Origin of the sequence: Pedobacter sp., assembly GCF_031119335.1 — a bacterium.
In the GTDB taxonomy this organism is placed as follows: domain Bacteria; phylum Bacteroidota; class Bacteroidia; order Sphingobacteriales; family Sphingobacteriaceae; genus Pedobacter.
Window position 1 is genome coordinate 63,208 of record NZ_JAVHXT010000006.1, and the last position, 18,830, is coordinate 82,037.

Annotated in this window: 15 protein-coding genes; 6 read left to right on the forward strand and 9 right to left on the reverse strand. The window is 34.5% G+C overall.

Annotation, left to right across the window (positions count from 1 at the left end):
* Positions 1–232: 232 nt before the first annotated feature.
* Both hemC and hemA read right to left on the reverse strand, forming a co-directional pair.
* Complete coding sequence (gene hemC, locus REI64_RS08415) at positions 233–1,813, reverse strand: hydroxymethylbilane synthase (protein ID WP_308849667.1); 1,581 nt, start codon at positions 1,811–1,813, stop codon at positions 233–235.
* A 140-nt stretch (positions 1,814–1,953) separates the two neighbouring features.
* Positions 1,954–3,180, reverse strand: coding sequence for a glutamyl-tRNA reductase (hemA, locus tag REI64_RS08420; protein ID WP_308849668.1), 1,227 nt, complete (start codon positions 3,178–3,180; stop codon positions 1,954–1,956).
* A 242-nt stretch (positions 3,181–3,422) separates the two neighbouring features.
* Between hemA and REI64_RS08425 the strand changes: the two genes are divergently transcribed.
* The 3 genes from REI64_RS08425 (at position 3,423) to REI64_RS08435 (ending at position 8,478) form a co-directional block, all read left to right on the forward strand.
* Positions 3,423–5,375: a T9SS type A sorting domain-containing protein gene (locus REI64_RS08425; RefSeq protein WP_308849669.1), complete on the forward strand. Its 1,953-nt coding sequence runs from the start codon at positions 3,423–3,425 to the stop codon at positions 5,373–5,375.
* Positions 5,376–5,561: 186 nt separating this feature from the next.
* Positions 5,562–7,550: a T9SS type A sorting domain-containing protein gene (locus REI64_RS08430; RefSeq protein ID WP_308849670.1), complete on the forward strand. Its 1,989-nt coding sequence runs from the start codon at positions 5,562–5,564 to the stop codon at positions 7,548–7,550.
* A 106-nt stretch (positions 7,551–7,656) separates the two neighbouring features.
* Entirely contained in the window at positions 7,657–8,478 is an 822-nt protein-coding gene (locus tag REI64_RS08435; protein WP_308849671.1) for an alpha/beta hydrolase, read from the forward strand.
* A gap of 1 nt (position 8,479) precedes the next feature.
* Here the strand turns inward: REI64_RS08435 and REI64_RS08440 are convergent, their stop codons facing one another.
* The 5 genes from REI64_RS08440 to REI64_RS08460 all read right to left on the reverse strand — a co-directional run bounded on the left by REI64_RS08440 (position 8,480) and on the right by REI64_RS08460 (position 15,266).
* Positions 8,480–9,400 (reverse strand): WYL domain-containing protein, encoded by a 921-nt coding sequence (locus REI64_RS08440; protein WP_308849672.1) that lies wholly within the window; start codon positions 9,398–9,400, stop codon positions 8,480–8,482.
* Between the two features lie 92 nt (positions 9,401–9,492).
* Entirely contained in the window at positions 9,493–10,377 is an 885-nt protein-coding gene (locus REI64_RS08445; protein ID WP_308849673.1) for a DnaB-like helicase C-terminal domain-containing protein, read from the reverse strand.
* A 65-nt stretch (positions 10,378–10,442) separates the two neighbouring features.
* Complete coding sequence (locus REI64_RS08450; RefSeq protein WP_308849674.1) at positions 10,443–12,893, reverse strand: DUF262 domain-containing protein; 2,451 nt, start codon at positions 12,891–12,893, stop codon at positions 10,443–10,445.
* Complete coding sequence (locus REI64_RS08455) at positions 12,893–14,755, reverse strand: DUF262 domain-containing protein (RefSeq protein ID WP_308849675.1); 1,863 nt, start codon at positions 14,753–14,755, stop codon at positions 12,893–12,895. The genes REI64_RS08450 and REI64_RS08455 overlap by 1 nt, the downstream gene beginning before the upstream one ends.
* A gap of 19 nt (positions 14,756–14,774) precedes the next feature.
* The gene (locus tag REI64_RS08460) at positions 14,775–15,266 is read right to left on the reverse strand and encodes a 3'-5' exonuclease (RefSeq protein WP_308849676.1); all 492 of its coding nucleotides are present in this window, start codon (positions 15,264–15,266) and stop codon (positions 14,775–14,777) included.
* Positions 15,267–15,404: 138 nt separating this feature from the next.
* Between REI64_RS08460 and REI64_RS08465 the strand changes: the two genes are divergently transcribed.
* Genes REI64_RS08465 through REI64_RS08475 form a run of 3 tightly spaced genes read left to right on the forward strand, consistent with a single transcriptional unit; the run spans position 15,405 to position 16,830 of the window.
* Positions 15,405–15,806, forward strand: a complete 402-nt coding sequence (locus tag REI64_RS08465; RefSeq protein WP_308849677.1) for a hypothetical protein — start codon at positions 15,405–15,407, stop codon at positions 15,804–15,806.
* 6 nt (positions 15,807–15,812) lie between these two features.
* Positions 15,813–16,385 (forward strand): hypothetical protein, encoded by a 573-nt coding sequence (locus tag REI64_RS08470; protein WP_308849678.1) that lies wholly within the window; start codon positions 15,813–15,815, stop codon positions 16,383–16,385.
* Positions 16,386–16,407: 22 nt separating this feature from the next.
* On the forward strand, positions 16,408–16,830 hold the full coding sequence (locus tag REI64_RS08475; protein ID WP_308849679.1) for a secondary thiamine-phosphate synthase enzyme YjbQ: 423 nt from the start codon (positions 16,408–16,410) through the stop codon (positions 16,828–16,830).
* Positions 16,831–16,937: 107 nt separating this feature from the next.
* Here the strand turns inward: REI64_RS08475 and REI64_RS08480 are convergent, their stop codons facing one another.
* Both REI64_RS08480 and REI64_RS08485 read right to left on the reverse strand, forming a co-directional pair.
* Complete coding sequence (locus REI64_RS08480) at positions 16,938–17,657, reverse strand: LytTR family DNA-binding domain-containing protein (protein ID WP_308849680.1); 720 nt, start codon at positions 17,655–17,657, stop codon at positions 16,938–16,940.
* Between the two features lie 6 nt (positions 17,658–17,663).
* Entirely contained in the window at positions 17,664–18,755 is a 1,092-nt protein-coding gene (locus REI64_RS08485; RefSeq protein WP_308849681.1) for a histidine kinase, read from the reverse strand.
* Positions 18,756–18,830 lie beyond the last annotated feature (75 nt).

The following is an 18,830-nucleotide window of genomic DNA, read 5'->3' on the forward strand; positions in this document are numbered from 1 at the left end:
ACAGGCTCAGGATGACACCAACAAAAAGGATTTCCACTTCTATAGGGTTTATTTTACAACGTTCTCTGCTTTATTGGCAAAAGTTCCATCTACTGCAAAAATGCAAAGACAGAAACATAATTATCTGATGTTTCTGTCATTTGTAAAGTCTTTACGTTGGGTTAACAATTTGTTTTAGATCCTTCGACTACTTGTTCCGATTTCATCGGAAAGCTCAGGATGACAAAATCGCCTATTTCACTTCGATACCAAAAACAGCTTCGGCTAAACCAATTTCGTCTGGCGAATATGGCAATACGTATTTCACGCCCATTTCATCAAACTTTTTACCTGTAGAATTACCAATGGCAATTACTTTTTGCTCAGGTTCAAGCAGGTTATCTACAAAATACGCATCCACATTGCTCGGACTGGTAAATACCAATACATCAGCAGATGAACCATCTATATTTTCTTCCATCACCGTTTCGTAGATTGGCAAGTCGATTACTTTAGTGGTTGGTGTCAAGAATTTCTGCATAGTTAACAGCGAGTCTTGGGCACGAGGGAAAACCACCGTTTGTCCGTCTGCTGCTTTTGCAAAGTCTTCCGCTACTTCTTCAATCTCACCACCTTCGCCAACAAAATCTGCCAAATGACCAAACTTGCGTAACGAATCTTCCGAACCTCTTCCAACTACACCAAATTTCACTTTTTTAGGTAAAACCGGATTTAGCTTGAAAAAGTATTCTACACCATTTCTACTGCTAAAGAAAATCCAATCTGCATTTTTAAGGAAGAAATCATCCAATACATTCACAATTGGGAAAGTACGGATTAACGAACGTCCATCAATTGCTATGTTTTGTTTTGTTAAAGCTTTACGGAAATAACTGTTTTCGCCAACTTCCCTCGAAATGAAAACCTTTGCCGCTTTCTTTCTTTCTGCCGCAAACTTGGCTACAATTTGTTCAGCTAAACCTTCGGTTGATGCTGCTCTTAAGAACAAACGGTCTGGAAAATCTTCAGCAGTTTCTGCTTTAGAAGTCCAAACTTCGAACTCACCATCTTCTTTTCTGCAGAAACAACCTAAAGGCATGTGGCAACCACCTTCAAAAAGGTTCAGCACTTTACGTTCTACCGAAATCGCTTCTACCACTGCAGGGTCATTTATCTTTTGAAGCTCGTTAAAAAGCTCCGAGTCATTTTCTCTAATTTGGATAGCCAAAGCACCTTGTGCGGGTGCAGGCACAATCTCGATAGGATCAATTACTTCAACGTGAAATTCGCTTAAATCTAAACCTAAACGATTAACTCCGGCTCTTGCCAAAACAATGGCATCATAATCTTCATCACGTAGTTTTTGGATACGAGTTGGCACATTACCACGTAAATCTTCAATGTTCAAATCAGACCTTAAGGCCAACAATTGTGCTTTACGACGGTTAGATGAAGTACCCACCATTGCTCCTTTTTTCAAAGAAAGCTTTTGGCTAACATCTACACAATCTTTTAAAATCAGTAATAATTCGGCTGGATCTTCTCTTTCTGGTACTGCCGCAATAATTAACCCCGGAGGATTGGTTGTTGGCAGATCTTTGTGAGAGTGAACTGCGATATCAATTGTACCGTTGATTAGCTCGTCTTCTAGCTCTTTAGTGAAAAAGCCCTTTCCTTCTAGCTTATCTAAGCGAAGATTAAGGATTTTATCGCCCTGCGTTTTAATGATTTTCAGTTCTGCCTCTATGCCAATGCTAGCTAATCTGTCTTTAGTGTAGTTGGCCTGCCAAAGGGCTAGATCACTACCGCGGGTTCCAATAATTACTTTCTTCACTGTATATTATGATTTTGCGCTAAAATAAGAAATTGAAAGATTGTTTTATTGTTGAATTGTTATATTGTTGAAAGGTTGGAAGGTTGAAATGTTATGATCTTACACCAATCTCATATATCACATCTCGATACTCAAATCTACTAGCTATTCTTAACTAGAATATCTTTCGCCATCAACATAGGCACGCTGATGTATTTTTTCTCCATATAGCTAATTACCTGCTCTAGAACAGCTTTTGCCTCGTCGTCAAGAGAATTAATTTCATCAGCAAATACTGTATTTACAGCTTTTTCTTTGATCTCTTTGATTTTTCTTGGCACTTCGCTCATTGCCAACTCAATACGACGCTGACGTAAAACCAATTCGAATTCTTTGATATTTTCTTCGATGATATGCTCGGCATTGACCAATTCATCGTAACGTTCTTGGATGTTTTTGCGGGCTACTTCCTTTAAAGATTCTACCTCAATGTAGTGAATTGGGAAGTTCTCCCTTACTTCTAAAGCTGTATCGTTTGGCACTGCTAAATCTACAATTACCTTTTTACCGGTTTCTCCGTTCAATAAGCTTTCGTAAATTTCTGTAGTAATTACAGGTTCTGTAGCACCGGTACAAGTGATAATTACATCAAATCCACCCTTAAAATTAGCTAGTTCTTCTAAAGGAAAAGCTTTACCATTTAACTCTTTCGCTAAACTTTCTGCTTTTTCTAAAGTTCTGTTGAAAATAGAGAAGTTAGAGTATTTATGTTTCTTAAGATATTGGGCAATATTGTTATTGGTTTCGCCTGCACCAATAATTAGCAAACGAGAATTGCCACACATATTTAATTCGCGTAGTTTCCTATAAGCTAAAGAAACTACAGAAACCGGATTTCGAGAAATATTAGTGTGTGTATAAACCTCTTTGGCAGTTTTCACCACTCGGTTCATGATCATACGCATGTAATCGCCAGTAAAACCAGCCTCTTTACAAGCTTCGTAGGCCTTGCGTACTTGTGCTAAAATTTCTTTTTCGCCCACCACCAAACTCTCTAAAGAACACGATGTACGCAAAAGATGATTAAAGGCTTCTACATTTTCATAAGTAGATACGTTGTTGATGAAATTTTCCATGTACTCTTCTGGAAGTCCCATATCCAGCACATGCAAAAACCTAGAAATAAACGACCTGTCTAACTGAGCTGCAGAGGTAAAAATAAACTCGACCCTATTACAGGTACCTACATAAAATATCTCTTTGATATTCAGCTCAGACTGGATATTACGCAACCTATCATCCAACGTTTGCTCACAGATAACCAATTTCCCTAATGATTTTAGGTCAATTTGTTGATGTGTAAATGCAATAATCTTTAAATATTCCAAAATGGTTAGCCCTGTTATTTTAGCGCAACAAAAGTAATAAGGCAATCGGGCTTATCTGTCATTAAGCTGTAATTTAGGCTAATTTAGAACGGTTTTAAATTAATTGAGAATTTAAAACCCTAGTGCAACAATCATTTATCAAAGAAAAATGAGGTTTAGTAAGACAAAAATAGCACTTCTTAAAGTTGAATAATTTAAACTGTTAAAGTAAGGTAGACTTGTAGAGTTTAAATTAAAAATATATGAAAAAACTTTTACTAATAGGATTGATTGCTGCAAATGCATTTTTTGTAAAGGCGCAATCAAATACTGCTTTTACTTATAGAGGAACCATTGAAGCAGCAGCGAACAGTAGCTCATTAGCAAGTGCCAATAGTGCGTATGGGGTTTCCGAAGGTATTTATGGAAACACATTATTTGCTACGGACAATAATGTTTATACCTCTATCAGAAATACATTTAGTCTTGTTACAGGTAACAAATACCTAGGTATACTAAACAAAATCAACATCGACAACACTAATAAAACAATAGCTTTAAGCGCTCAAGTGGCCCTGCCAAATGTTAACAATACAGATCTTTCAGTTGCCTTTGCAAATAAAAAAGCACCTGCTAGAGATTTCGAAATTGTAAAAAATGGCAATTACGAATACTACCTAACTGCTTCCTCCTATAACAAACAGGTAAGCTACAGCCCAATAAATTCTTTTACGCAAAGCCTTAGCGCAAGCCCTATCGATATTCTTTCGGCAACAACTAATGTTATTTTACCTCCTCCTATAGCAAATATTGGCACAAATAATCCAGCCACTTTTCAGTTTGATAATTTTGGTAAAAAAATTGCTGTTTCGGGAAATAAAGTGGCGATAGCCGGAAATATCTATCAAAGCGCATCGCCTTATAATAAATATGGCTTTGTAGCAATTTACACTTTAAACGCCGATGGAACTTTTAGCACACCAACAGCATCAGATGTTATCATTAGTTTTTTGAACGAAACCTATTTTGGTGACAACATACATTTTGATGGCGACGATCTATTTATCCAGAGCAACAGTACGAGCAATAGAAGAGGGGAAGTAATTAGATTTAGAAAAATGGATACAAACGGCCAATTTTCAAGTAGCGGTACTTGGAGAGGGCTTCAAAATTACCGAGCTAACACCCATACTACGCCACTTTTTGGCACTCAAATTATCACTACTCCTACCTCTATTTTTATCAATTCACCAGAAAACAACCGTTTATTATGTTACAAAAGGGAATTAGTAGTTGGAGAATACAACACAAATCCTTCCTACTACAACGGAATTGAAGTGAGTGCTCACGCTCAAACTCTCGCATCAGTATATTCGAACGGTAAGTTTAGTACATCAGTGGCAAAAAGAGGTAATGTAATTGCTATAGGAAACCCAGAATCTACCGTTGGAGGTTACACAAATGCTGGTGCCGTACACCTCTACACTACCAAAATGGATAATGGCATTGAAGTTATTGATGCTACGACCGCTAAATTTTTAATTTCCAATGAACCATCTACAGATGCTAAATTCGGTTCTTCTATTGCCTTTTCGCCTACACAAAACAACATTTTTGTGGCCAAAGAGAGCTTTGTGGGCACAGCATTAACCAGTCCAGGCGCAATAGAATACTTCACTTTTGATAGCACGCTTCCAGTTGCATTAACCAACTATACCGTAACTAACGTAAACCACAAAGCCGTTATTAGTTGGAGCACCAGCACAGAAACCAACAACAGCTATTTTATTTTAGAGCGCAGTACAGATGGTATAAACTTCATCGAAATAGCAAAAATTGCTTCTAAAGGCAATAACAGCGAATACACTTTTACCGACCACACACCTGCTTTAGGTTCTAACTATTACCGTTTAATGCAATTTGATTTAGATGGTAAAAACGAAGACCTAGGTATAAAGCCTGTAACCATCAAAAGCTTAAGCGCTACCGAAATTAGTGTTTATCCAAATCCTGTGACCAATGTTTTAAATATTAATGGGAACGGGCATCAGCTTCGCTTAATTACCATTTATAACATTAGCGGAAAAAAGGTTATAGATATTAAACCGAACAACAAAACCGCAGTGAGCATAAACGTTAACGACCTTAGCAAAGGTGTTTATCTTGTTAAAGTTAGCGGTGAAAATATAGCGCATAGTACAAAAATTATTAAGTAAGCTCAAATCACTATGTAAAGGAGGTCTATCAAGGTAAATCCGATAGGCCTTTTTTCTTTTATACGAAATTCTATATCACAACTTGATAAAAACTGAGATAGGTTTCATAAAACAAGAAAGAGCTTTCATAAAGAAGCGCAAAAACCTTAAGACAGGTTAATGATTTTTGTACTAAACTTTAATTTTATGAAAAGACTTTTACTTTTAGTTATTACATGTTTTCTTGCTGAAACTAGCTTTGCCCAAACGCAGCCTTTAGTTTTTACACACGTAAAAACCAGTAAGGCTACTATTACTGGTAGCAGCACAATGAATGCGGCCCACAACAACAGCATAAATGCTTATGGTTTTGTAAATGGTAATTATGGAAAGAAAATAGTTGCTACAGATGTTAGTATGTTTAGCAGTATTACAGGCAAAACATACACCACCCAAACGTCTAACGCGGGAGTGTATGGCAACATTCCGTTTTTTACTGTTACACCAACTGATTTATCATTTACCAAACATGTCGCTATAACCCACGACTATACTGTCGGAAATGGAAATGCTACCGCCGATATAGGTATCGTAAAAAACGGCAACTACGAATTCTTGGTCACTTCTAACAGTTCCTCATATGAAGGAAGCCCTGCACAAGCAAATAGAGGTTCAGTTTCGTATATATCAACCAGTGCTAACATGTCTACTGGTGGGTGGAACCCAACTGGTATTAGTAAAAGCAATGTGATAGCACTGCCATCTAATATCTTAAATAATTGGTACCATAATGGCACTGCACAATACACAGAAGTACGAAATTTTGGTAAAAAAATAAGCACTAGCGGCAACAGGTTGGCTGTATCTGGTCAGCTATACAGCTCAAACAATCAAGTCTCAACAGGCTTTGTAGCTATTTACGAGCTAAATACTAGCGGAAATTTCGAATGGAAACATACGTTAACTACCTCTAGTAGAGCCGAAAACTTCGGGAAAAATATTTACATAGATGGTGACGACATTTTAATTGCAACAGAAGAAGTATTTGGTGTTACCCCTTCTCCATTTGTGTATCGTTATAAATATTTCAATTTACAGTTTAGATTTCTACAAAGATTAACGCCTCCAACCGATTATGCAGCTACTTTAGATCACGGATCATCATTGTTAATTGCTAATGATTTATTGGTTATTGGCGACCCATCTGCAACAAAAACTGGTTCTAAAAAGGGGGCTACATACATTTATACTAGAGAAACAACTACAGAAAATTCATCACCAGACGGTGGTATAGGCACCCAAAAAGATGTTAGGCCAAATCTAGACATCACCTTAACAAATGCTGACTTTAGTACTGTAGATAATAGCTCATTAGGTTCTGCTTTGGCTTTTAAGGATGGTTTATTGGCCATAGGCAACAAAGATTATAATACGTCTGGCAAACCTTCTAAAATGGGTGGGGTTCAATTTTTTAGACGTACAGGAAACACTTTCAATTTTAACTATACAACTACACTCACCGCTAATGAGCAAGTTATTGATGGCGGGTTTGGCTACGGACTAGCCTTCTCACCTACCTTAAATCAGCTATTTGTAGGTAAGCAAACCTTTGCAAGCAATTTCACACCTAATGCCGGGGCCATTGAGTATTTTACCTACACAGAAACCACCCTACCTGTTACCTTAACCAGTTACACTGCAACTAACATACACAATAAAGCTGTAATCAACTGGAAAACAAACACAGAAACCCACAACAGTCATTTTGTTTTAGAGCGCAGTACAGATGGAGTAAACTTTACCGAAATAGCTAGAATTACAGCTAAAGGCAATAACAGCGAGTACACATTTACAGACCATACACCTGCATTAGGTGCCAATTACTACAAGCTTACCCAATTTGATTTCAATGGTGATAGTGAAATGTTAGGAGTAAAACCTGTCGCCATCAAAAATTTAAACACTGCCGAAATTAGCATTTACCCCAACCCAGTTACTGATGTTTTAAACATTAGCAGCAATGGCGAAAAACTTGTTAGCATTGCTATTTATAGTACTAGTGGCGTAAGAGTTAAGAACATTAAGCTAAATAATGAAACTGCCACAAGCATCAATGTACAAGATCTTACCAAAGGTATCTATATCGTAAAAGTTGATGGTATAATTAGCCAGCGAAGTTTCAAAATCATTAAGTAAGTAAACGCAATCAAAACTATACATAGGCCTTTTGTTAAATCCAAAAGGCCTTTTTCTTTGTTATTTAAATAGATTATCTAATATTTGATAGCAGAAAACAAATACTATGCACAACGAACAATTTTCACTAATAGGAGCTGCTGGCAAACCCATACATGGAGATTTAACTTACCACAAAAATAACACAAATACACCTTTGGTTATTTTTGTACATGGCTTTAAAGGCTTTAAAGATTGGGGAGCTCATAATTTAGTAGCTAGATATTTTGTACAGAATGGCTATCGATATCTTAAATTCAATTTGTCACATAGCGGTGTAACACCCGAAAAACCAAAAGACGTAAGCGATTTAGATAGTTTTGCATCCAATACTTTTAGCAAGGAATTGGTAGATGTAGATATCGTTATTAATCATGCCGTTACTTATTTGGGCGTAAATGATGTATATCTGATTGGACATAGTAGAGGTGGTGGTTTAAGTATTTTGCAGGCAGCTAGTAATCCTCACGTAAGAGGTTTGATTACTTGGAGTTCAATTGCAGACTTTAGCAGTTTATGGAAAAAGGAGCAAGAAGAAGATTGGCGAAAAAATGGTAAAATTGAAGTTATAAATGCTCGCACTAAGGAAAAAATGCCATTAAACGTAACACTGCTAGAAGATTTTGAAGCAAACGAAGCGCAACTAAATATCGTAAATGCCGCAAAGCAGATTAACATACCTTGGTTAATTGTACAAGGTGATGATGACGTGAATGTGCCTTTTGAAACTGCTGAGAAACTGGCCAATGCCAATCCTGCTAGCAGGCTAGTAAAAATTGAAGGAGCAAACCATGTTTACGGTGCGGTACATCCATATCCAGACGAAACTTTACCGCCACAATTATTTGAAGTTTGTGAAAAGAGTTTGAGGTTTTTGAATGAGATTTAAACTATTGATATTGAGATACTGCGCTTAACAGCGCTTCTTTCACATTAAAACGTAATCGTTCAGGCAAAACTACCTTAACATTAGCGCCATGTGACAATATTTCTTGTTCTAAATCAAAAGTTAAATTAACCATAAGACTTATCTTACATTCCTCTTCATTATCTATTAGAATTTGTTGTGTATGATGTAATGGCAAAGTCTTTATGTACTTTCCCTGAAATGGTGTAAAAGAAAGCACTACTTCCTCTACAGGCTCATTATCTGGAGCAATAATACCAAAACAATTATTGAACATTTTAGCTACGCTATAATTTAAAGGATAGGTAAATTTCAGTGTTAGTATACTTAGATTTGATAAACGATCTAAAGCGAAAATTCTAACATTTGCACTTTTACAATCTTTAGCTATCAAATACCATCGGTTTTTAAACTCTTTTAGCGCATAAGGCTCAACAATACGCTCGTTCGGCTTTTCTTCCCAAAACTTATGATAATCAAATTTTATCCTCAATAGATTTTTAATGGCATGCAGCAAACCATACATACTTTCTGTACCTTGGGGACGTTGTTTCTCTAAATGGATAAATGGCTTTAAATCTTGTGCCATATTCAACGAACTGAAAGTATCAAAAGCTTCCACCATACGCTGAAAGTTCATGTTATCATTCTCATCGTGAACAATGTAATAGCCTTTATGCTGTTTAGAGTGCTCGATATCTACCCCAAAAAGATTACGTATTTCTTTTAAATCACGTTGCAAGGTTCGTTTTGAAAAGCCAATATCCAGCGTATCATCACGCATTTGCAGGTAGTTTAATTGATTTGCAATGTAATGTTGCAAATCTTCAAAAGAAGTGTACTTTTTAACCTTTAGCTTTTTAATGATAAGCAGATAACGAGAGAAATAACCTTTTTTAGACATGAGATAATTGTTTAAACCAAAAATAAAGAAGTAAAGCGACAAAATATGTCGCTTAAAAATTATTTGTTATGTTTCACTAAATATTTACAGCATTATTCACTGTCCTGCAAATTTTCAAACAGCGAAAATTTTCCACGAAGTCGCAATAGAATACTTGTTGATGCACCATTTCGAGTGTCCACTGTAATTAGTTCTGTCACTTCTCTGTTCAAATCTTTGTTTTCATAAACTGTAAAACCATAATATTCGGGACGGTATAGCAAATAAAGTTTATCTACGATTCGCTCAATATCTATCGTATCGTGAAAATCGTAGAGTAAGGGACGTTTATCTTCTCGTTGCTCCACAGTGCGGCTTAACTGTGAGAGCACAATAATTGGCATATCTAAATCTTTTGCCAACTGCTTAATATTCGACAGGATAAAAGCGATTTCTCCCTCCTTTTCTTTACGGATATTTCTGTAGGCTGTCATTAACTGAAGATAATCGATAATGATGCACTGAACATTCTGGTAATTCTTATACCTCCAACATTTTGAGCACAGCTCAATTAAATCGATATTCGATGTATCATCAATAAAAATAGGCAGATGATTAAGTTGGGGAGCCCCCTCAATTAATTCAGTGAACTCTTCATCACTCAAAACCTCTCCCCTATTTAACTTACTGATATGAATTTGCAACTCATTTCCTATAACTCTACTTGCCATCTGTATTGCCGACATTTCCAGGGCAAAGATTGCCACTCCAACTCTGTAATTGGTGGCAATGTTTTTTGCTATTGAAACACCAAATGCAGTTTTCCCCATTGCAGGTCGCCCAGCAACCACTATCATTTCTCCTTTTTGCAAACCTCCAGCAAGCCTATCTAAATCATGAAAACCTGTTGCAATGCCCGTAATTCCATTCTGATTTCTTTTTTGTTCAATCTCTTTGATTACCTCGTCTAAAATTTTTCCAGTTGAAGTATTTTCCATTTCTCTTTGTTTTTAATATGATACAAAGTTGAAATTGAAGATGCCAAAGGGTGACGTTGGGAAGGCTAAATTAGTTTATTCAAAATCCCTTTAATCAAGCATTCAGGATCATTATTAATAGTTTTTTCTATTTTTTCAATAAAAACACCTACATCATCCAGTGAACATATTTCATTGACATCGAATGTATAAAGTTGTTTCCAGCCATTTTTACTAAAATGAGCATCTTCTATATGGGTATTTAATTCTCCCCATAATCCGATATGAAGTTTATTGTTTATATCAAAATGGAAAGTTACTTTCTTTTCAAAATCAATATCTTTCCAAAAATCAATCGTTTCTCCCCAATAAAATCCAGAATTGTTGAGTTCTCTGTTTCCCTTTTCTAAATTATAACGAGCAATAATTGCAGTGATTAATTCATTACGAAATCCATCAATCATTACTTTGTCATACCAAGCCCCAGGTCTCACGACAAATATTTGATTATAACCCCATTTTAATTTATATACTTTTCCTTTTTGCATCCATTGATGAAAGTTGTTGTGATAGTATAGTTTTTTATGAACAATACATTGTTTTGTATTTGTCTCCGCTATTAAGGAATCTTGTTTTATAGATTTTTGAATTTCACTTTTTATTGATGCGATGGTATTTAGTTCAATGAGTTTTAAAACACTTTTCTTTAGAGTTTCATTTCTTCGCAAATGTGTTTTCCAGTTGATTTCATCACTTATAAAATTAAAGGCTTCTAAAAGCCCCCAATTATCAAACTGAGAAATCACGTATCTCATCAACGAATGACTTTCTCCATCTATTAATTCATTTGATCCTTTTTCGTTAAATAATAAACAAGAAATTTTGAAACGTCCGCTTAACGATTCTGCCATTTCGACTTTGTTCATTAAAAAACCGATACTTCCCTCAAACAATTGATGTCTTTCAGCTTCATGGATGACTTTTTCCCATTCTTCTCTATTTTGAAGTATGAATGTAGCTTTTTCCTTTTCTTCCAATAATTGTGCTTTGTGGATATTATTCAATGAATTAATATAACCGTCTAAAGAACCATTTGTAAGACTATTATAAATGTCTTCAGAATATTTGGCAATATTTCTGATGACGGTCATTACAGTCTTGTTCGCATCGACACTCCTAATGTCAGGATCAGAAATCAGATTCCAAACAACTCTCATCCATTCTTTAAATTTTTGAAGGTCAAAATCCGCAGTAGAATTTAAAATATACTGATTAATCGCATCAAAAATCATCCGATCATCCATCGTAAAATTATCTTGTTTGTACAAGCTATAATTGAAGGATGGCTTTTTCCATAATGGCTGAATGTTATCTTGTATTAGCAAATTGTATTTTGAGTAAAAATCGAGTATGTGTTCAAGATTTTGGATGAAAGAAGTTGTAATAAGTGAGTTGTTTCTATACAACTCGAAATTTGAGTAGTAAAGTTCTTTCTCTTTTTTTTGCAATTCTTTATATACCTCATTCTTGTTGATGTCAGATCCAATATGGTTAATTATGAAATCATTAATTAGTATTCTATGAACAAACCTGAAAAAATACGCATCAACTGATTTTTCATCATGGTTCTCTATGTTACCTAAATGATTTTTTGCTTCTAACCAAAACAAATCAGACCAAAGATTATCAAACTTATTTGCAATGATATCATAGTGATTCAACTTAACGTCATTATCCATTCCTTGCATAACTTCAAAAATTGGATCGGTTTTTATGAACCCAACTATATCCGCTTTAAAATTTTCAAAGGACGACAATACCTTTCCTCTTGCGTTTAATTTGATGTATAAATCATCGGTCAATTTAAATTGATCCATTGGCAAGACATAAAAAGCAATAACACTCTCTGTTAAACTCTCTAAAAGAGAACCTTTCTTGTCAGATTTTTGATAGATATTGTGGATTGTTTCTAATGTATTCAATGCACCACTTATAGTTGGATCTAAAGAAAAATGTTCGTTAAACCAATACGATTTCTCGATACTTTCTTTTGGATTTCCTTCAACTTCAAAATCGACTAATTCTTTAAAAAACCGCCTAGAGGTATCCCTTGTTTCATAAGAGAATTTCGAAAGTATATGTTTGTACGTTTCAAACTCTTCCGGATTGTCTTTGGTTTCGACCTTTATAATGTACCAATGCAACAAAAATAACGTTGTAAGTCTTTGTTGCCCATCCAATGGAAGAAAAGAGTTATTCTGATCTAAAGAGCCATAAATAAAATCGAGTTTTAAGTTTTTTTTGGCTTCCAAATGTTTAAACAATTTACCAATAAACTCTTCCCTAAGCTCTTTGTTATCTTCTCTACCTTGTGCATAATCTCGCTGAATTATAGGAATGGTAATATTAGAAATACTTTTTTCTTCGTAGCCAATAGGATGTGAAGAAGCCAGTACTTTGAAATTATAATCCTCTTCATTATTCAATATATAGTTGATAGGTTCTTTTAAGAACTGTAAAAGACTGTATGTTTTCATTATTTCATAAATTTTGACAGAGATTTTTCAATCTGTTTTTGATAATTTTCAACATCACTTTTGCTCCAACGCGTATGCTTTTTAGTGTTTCCAGAAAAATATTTTAGAAATACATTTTTTGTAGCAATCGGTATGTAAACACCTCTTTTATCCTCATCAATAATCAGTCTTCGCTTAGTATTGAAATAAGAATTACCATAACTCCGATTTATTCTATCATTTAAAATGGTTAGATTACCAATATCATTTTTACTATTCTCATCTAATTTATCAGGTTCTTTTTCAAGAAATTCATTGACAATTACAATTGTGGATTCTAATATTTCATTTAAGTTTTCTTTATTAATGTTATCTTCTTCCCATTTATCTTCTATATCTGATTCTTTGAAAAGAGGGGTTATATTTTCTTCAAAAGGTTTTCCAATTTCAAAACCAAAGTCAAGTTCTAAGTCTTTTAAAAACTCAATTTTTTCTTCAGATTTTAAGATACTAACTTCCTTTTCTGTTTGGGAATCAATATGTTCTATGTCGTAATTTACAGAGCTGTAAAGATCAAAAGGTAATCTATAAATTTCCTCTCCTTTACTGGATTGAGATAAAGAAACATAACTTTCGATATTGAATAAAAAGAAGAGGTTTCTCAGTTCTTTTTTATCAGAATTATAATCAATACTAATTTTATTGTCTTTTAAAAAAGATTTGCTGTCGTTCGATATTGTATCTATTAGATAATTGGTTAGCTCTTGTTTGGTTTTAAATTTTCTTGAAAGGAGTTCTAAAATAACATTTCTCTTTTTTCCTTCTTTATTTTGCATGTAACCGATGTAGTGATAGTGTTCAGGATGGTTATGCCATTGTAATAATTTTTCAAATACCTCATTTACTTTATCCCAAACAGTTCTTAAATCATCTGTTTTTTTCGTTTCTTCTGAAAAATAGCGAAAAACACTATGTTTGTCTGTTCCAAACCAACGATCAAAAACAATCTTGTCCTTTGTTTCATTTCTTGCGGTAACAAAAAGTAAATCAAAAATATATTCTATTCTTGATGGGTATTCTTTTTGAGGTTTTAAGAAACCCCAAAAGAATTTTGACTGCAACTGATTTTCTATCTGTTGCCATTCTTTTGAAATACTATATTTTATCGACTTACTAACAACATCATTCTCTCTAAGAAAAGAAGCTTTGATCAGTTCCGCATTTGTCAAAGGTATTTTCCCGACATTAAATCTTCTAAAAACCTCAATACTATTATCCTGTTCTTCTACTTCATACCATATTACTTTTACGCAATTAACTTTGAATGAAGTGAGCAATTTTAAAAAAAGAATCGGATATTTCGGTTCTGCGTTCTGAAACCACATGAAAATAGTTTTATACACTTCTTTCATATGATAGAAATCAATATTGTTTTTCAATTCCTCTTGTTTTTCTAAAGAATTGATGTAGTTGTTGAAATCTGAAAGTATCTCTCTACTTTGCTCCCTGACTTCATAAGTTATTGAAGGTAAATATTCAAGGTGTATTTCATTCTTTAATATTTCTTTTAGAAAATTCAGAACAATAGTAACTGTTGTAATTCGCTGTTGTCCATCAATTACCTCATAAATAACGTGATTGTCAAAATTAAATCGATGTAATTTAATCATTTCTTCATTAGATAAACGCTTTACGACTATAGGTTGTAGGCAGTAAAACTCTTCTTCTGATTTATTAGACTGATCTATAAACTCTTTGAAGTCATTTAAAAGGTCATTTACTTGATTTTCGTCCCAGCGATATCCTCTTTGATAAGATCTAATGAAAAAAGCTTTATTCAGTAAATTTGCAACAGGCTCTAATTTTACTCCTATATTCATCATTTTTTACTTTTTACAAAATTTAAAATATTTTTATCGCAATATATGCACAAGCCTCCGCATCAGCCAAGGCATTGTGATGATTTGTAAGTGTAAACCCTAAGTGCTCCGAAACGGTATGCAGTTGGTGGTTTGGCAAATCAGGCAGTAGTTTTCTTGAAGCCCTACAAGTACAATGAAACTGATAATTTTGATAATCCATTTCGTAGAAATTGTGAACAGCTTTTAAACAACCTTCATCAAAAGGGCTGTTATGTGCCACCAAAGGCAAACCGTTTATTCGATTGCCTATTTTCTGCCAAACTTCTGGAAACGTTTTTGCACTTTTCGTATCCCAATAGTTAATGCCGTGAATATCGGTTGCCCATCCACAATAAAAATTAGGCGTTGGTTTAATCAATTCGTAATAACTATTAACAACTTCATGGTTTTCTACAAACACCAAACCAACACTACAAACACTACTTCTATACTGGTTTGCCGTTTCAAAATCTATTGCTACAAAAGAATTCATTAGTAAATAAATTATCACGCTAAATTTACACCACCACAACGCCATTGTACGTCGCTATAAAAACAATTTAACACTTGCCTCAAACCGTCATGTTTTGGCGTAATCGCAACCTATCTTCACAGCCAAAACAATTAAAACATGGAGAACAACAACGTTAAAAAGCCTTTAACAGATAAAATGAACGAAAATTTGGCAGAAATGAATTACGTATTTACCGACATTGGCCAAGCTACTATAAAACTTAGCACAATACTTAAAAAAGATGAAGACGAAGAAAGACTGCTTTGGCTGCAAACATTTGAAAAAAAATTATTGGAAGTGAAAGAAAAATTAGAGCTGCTGAGTTTAGTCTACAAACCTGAACTTGACAAGTATATGATTACAGTTAGCAACTGCCTCGAAATTGAAAGCAAAAGAATTAACTACATGAAAAATCTATTGGTAAAGTCTCAAAAGTATGAGTACACTGCACAACTACGAGACATAGAAAAAGGAATTGAAGAACTAAAAGAATTATTCAGTTTAAAAAAGAATGGCTAGCTTAAATTGAAAAAACTTAAAATAAATCTCTTTGGCGAAAGCTTCATTATTAAAAAACTAACGCCCAATATCTTTTTAAAAGAACAATTAGCTGAAATAGCTACTACAAATAACATTAGTTTCAACGAGGTTATACAGTCGCCACCATTGATAGATGACATTGCTAAATGCGATTGCGAAATTATAATCCAAGGTCTTTTAAATACTTACAAAAACCAAATTGAGGTATGGTTTGGCGGTAAAAAAATACTCAAACTTAAAATGCCCAACCTAAATGCCAACAACTTGTTGTTTCCATTGTACAAATGTGAAGTTAATGAGTTTTCATTATCGTTTTTACAACCAGCTTTTTACAATCAAAGAGCAGAAATAGGACTTATAGCTTGTTATGAAATCTCTTTAGAAAGCTTCAACATTGATGATTTAATTTTTCAAATTTCAAACCTAGAAAACAAGATGTTATTAACTGGAATAAAATATAAGGATTGCGTACTGTTCTCGCTAAAAACGGACACGTTGATTGTGCAGAATTTTTATTTCAGAAAATTTACTGATTTGAACAATAATTTCATTCCTTAAATCCCAATCTTTACATTTAAGCATGCAATTCTTCCAAAAACAAACATCCCTAAGAGCCCGCAGCCGTGGCTTTCATCTGGTTACCGATGAAATACAGCAAGCCATTCCAGAAATTAAAAACATCAAAAATGGAATGCTGCAGGTCTTTATCCAACATACATCAGCATCATTAACTATTAATGAAAATGCCGACCCAACGGTGCGCTTAGATTTTGAGACTTGGATGAACAAAGCTGTACCAGAAGGCGATCCCGATTATGAACATGACTATGAAGGTGATGACGATATGCCCGCCCATATTAAATCATCATTAATGGGCGCCTCTGTACTTATACCCATTACCAATGGAAGATTGAATTTGGGAACTTGGCAAGGAATTTACTTATGTGAGCATCGCAATAGAGGCGGCAGCAGAAAAGTTGTGATTAGCGCTTGGGGAAGCTGAGATTGTTAAATTGACCTATTGCTCAATTGTTTCGGCAACATTTGAATATCAATAATAGGACTTAATGTAACCCACTCTAACTTAGATAAACAGCACTTCTATTTATCTTATGTTATTTGCAAACACTTTAATGCTTGCTGTTTATAGTTCCTTCCAATTGGCAGTTCCTTCCCTAAAATTTCTACTGCGTAGGTATAGTAACTCTCTACTTTTGTGGTAGCAATAATAAACGATTTATGTATTCTACAAAATTGATCTTCGGGCAATAGCTCTTCCAAAACAGAAATTTTCTGCTTGCTAATAAGCACCTTGTCCGACAGCACAACCTTCACATAATCTTTAATGCTTTCTATCCAAAAGATATCCTTTACATTAACCTTAACGGTCTTTCTCTCTACCTTTAAATACAGAAACTTATTTACTTCATTAGCCGATGCAATTTCAGGAACTAAAATACTTTGCTTCCTTGCTCCCAAAACAGTCAAGGTTTTATCCATCGCTTTTAAAAAACGATTAAAAGGAACTGGCTTAAGCAAATAATCTATGGCATCCAGCTCAAAACCATCTACGGCATATTCGCTGTAAGCAGTGGTAAATATCACCTTTGGTGGATTTTTTAAGCTTTTTAAAAGCTCAATTCCATTAATCCCAGGCATTTTAACGTCCAAAAACATTAAATCGATCTGTTTTTGCTGCAACGTGTGAAAAGCTTGCACACCATCATTACAAGTAGCTATCACTTCCACTTCTGGAAAACTCTCCAAATATTTTGCAATCACTTCAATGGCGTGTGGTTCGTCATCAACAATTAAAGCTTTAATCTTCATTTCAAATTATATACTTAAGTTTTGTGATAGATCAATTTTTAGGATTACGGCAAACATCTCTTCTTCATCAAATATCTTTAACTGATAGGCATTGGGGTAAATAAGTTCTAAGCGCTTCTTCAAGTTTTCTAAACCTATATTACCATCCTTTTCCATAAGTTGAGTTGCTGGTTGCTCTGGTTTGCTGTTGTTAATTTTGAATTTCAACACCTCGCCTTCCATAATCAGTTCAATATTGATCCACGCTTGCCCTACTTTTTCTCCAGCACCGTGCTTAAAAGCATTTTCTACCAAAGGAAGCAACAACAAGGGTGCAATCTGATGTTTCTCTAGTGCTCCCTCTTTTGTAAAATTGAAATCCAAGCGGTCTTCGTACCTCATTTTCTCTAAAAGAACGAAGTTCTCCAACATCTGCACGTCTTTCTGCAAAGGCACTTTCTCTACGTTACATTCGTAAAGCATATAACGCAAAATTTGAGAAAGCCCCATCACAATTTCTGGGGACTTTGGAGAATTATTCAACGTTAGCGCATACAAGTTATTCAATGTGTTAAATAAAAAATGTGGATGTATTTGTGCTTTAAGCAAGTTTAGTTCGGCTTCTAAAGCAGCTTGATGACGTTGATACCAAGCTTTAAAAAATTTAATAGCTACCCCAAACCAAACAATGAAATTAGCTCCCTTTATTGCGTTGAGATAGTATACCAAATTAGAAAAGCGATCCCAACGAGTGCCTTGTACTTTCTCCCAATTACGGTAACCAAAGCTTTTCAGATAAAAATCGATATGTGGCTCTACTAGAAATATATCTATTGTCCTAGTAATGGCAGGCATTACAACAACAAATAGAAGTAAAATAACGAAAAACTGAACGTATTTACGTTTCAGCAGAAACTTTGGAATAATTATGTAGGCTAAAGTGTAAAAATACAGCATGTGCACAGGCAAAAGCATCAAATTACTTTCTAAAGCTACCAGTACGGGTTGTTTTTCGTAACCGTAAACAAAAGATGTTAAAAACCATACCGAAAGCCAAAAAGCAATATGTAACAATAGTCTCTTTTTATCGCCCCCTTTTTGTTGATATGCTTGTATCATTTGCATTTTCAAAAATACATTTCTTAAGCATTTTATAACCAAATTTTAGACAAACGACACTGATTTACTTACCAA

Coding starts and splice junctions, on each gene's coding strand:
- REI64_RS08425 (WP_308849669.1), top strand. CDS start 3,423: ATGAAAAAACTTTTACTAATAGGATTGATTGCTGCAAATGCATTTTTT.
- REI64_RS08430 (WP_308849670.1), top strand. CDS start 5,562: ATGAAAAGACTTTTACTTTTAGTTATTACATGTTTTCTTGCTGAAACT.
- REI64_RS08435 (WP_308849671.1), top strand. CDS start 7,657: ATGCACAACGAACAATTTTCACTAATAGGAGCTGCTGGCAAACCCATA.
- REI64_RS08440 (WP_308849672.1), bottom strand. CDS start 9,400: ATGTCTAAAAAAGGTTATTTCTCTCGTTATCTGCTTATCATTAAAAAG.
- REI64_RS08445 (WP_308849673.1), bottom strand. CDS start 10,377: ATGGAAAATACTTCAACTGGAAAAATTTTAGACGAGGTAATCAAAGAG.
- REI64_RS08450 (WP_308849674.1), bottom strand. CDS start 12,893: ATGAAAACATACAGTCTTTTACAGTTCTTAAAAGAACCTATCAACTAT.
- REI64_RS08455 (WP_308849675.1), bottom strand. CDS start 14,755: ATGATGAATATAGGAGTAAAATTAGAGCCTGTTGCAAATTTACTGAAT.
- REI64_RS08460 (WP_308849676.1), bottom strand. CDS start 15,266: ATGAATTCTTTTGTAGCAATAGATTTTGAAACGGCAAACCAGTATAGA.
- REI64_RS08465 (WP_308849677.1), top strand. CDS start 15,405: ATGGAGAACAACAACGTTAAAAAGCCTTTAACAGATAAAATGAACGAA.
- REI64_RS08475 (WP_308849679.1), top strand. CDS start 16,408: ATGCAATTCTTCCAAAAACAAACATCCCTAAGAGCCCGCAGCCGTGGC.
- REI64_RS08480 (WP_308849680.1), bottom strand. CDS start 17,657: ATGAAGATTAAAGCTTTAATTGTTGATGACGAACCACACGCCATTGAA.
- REI64_RS08485 (WP_308849681.1), bottom strand. CDS start 18,755: ATGATACAAGCATATCAACAAAAAGGGGGCGATAAAAAGAGACTATTG.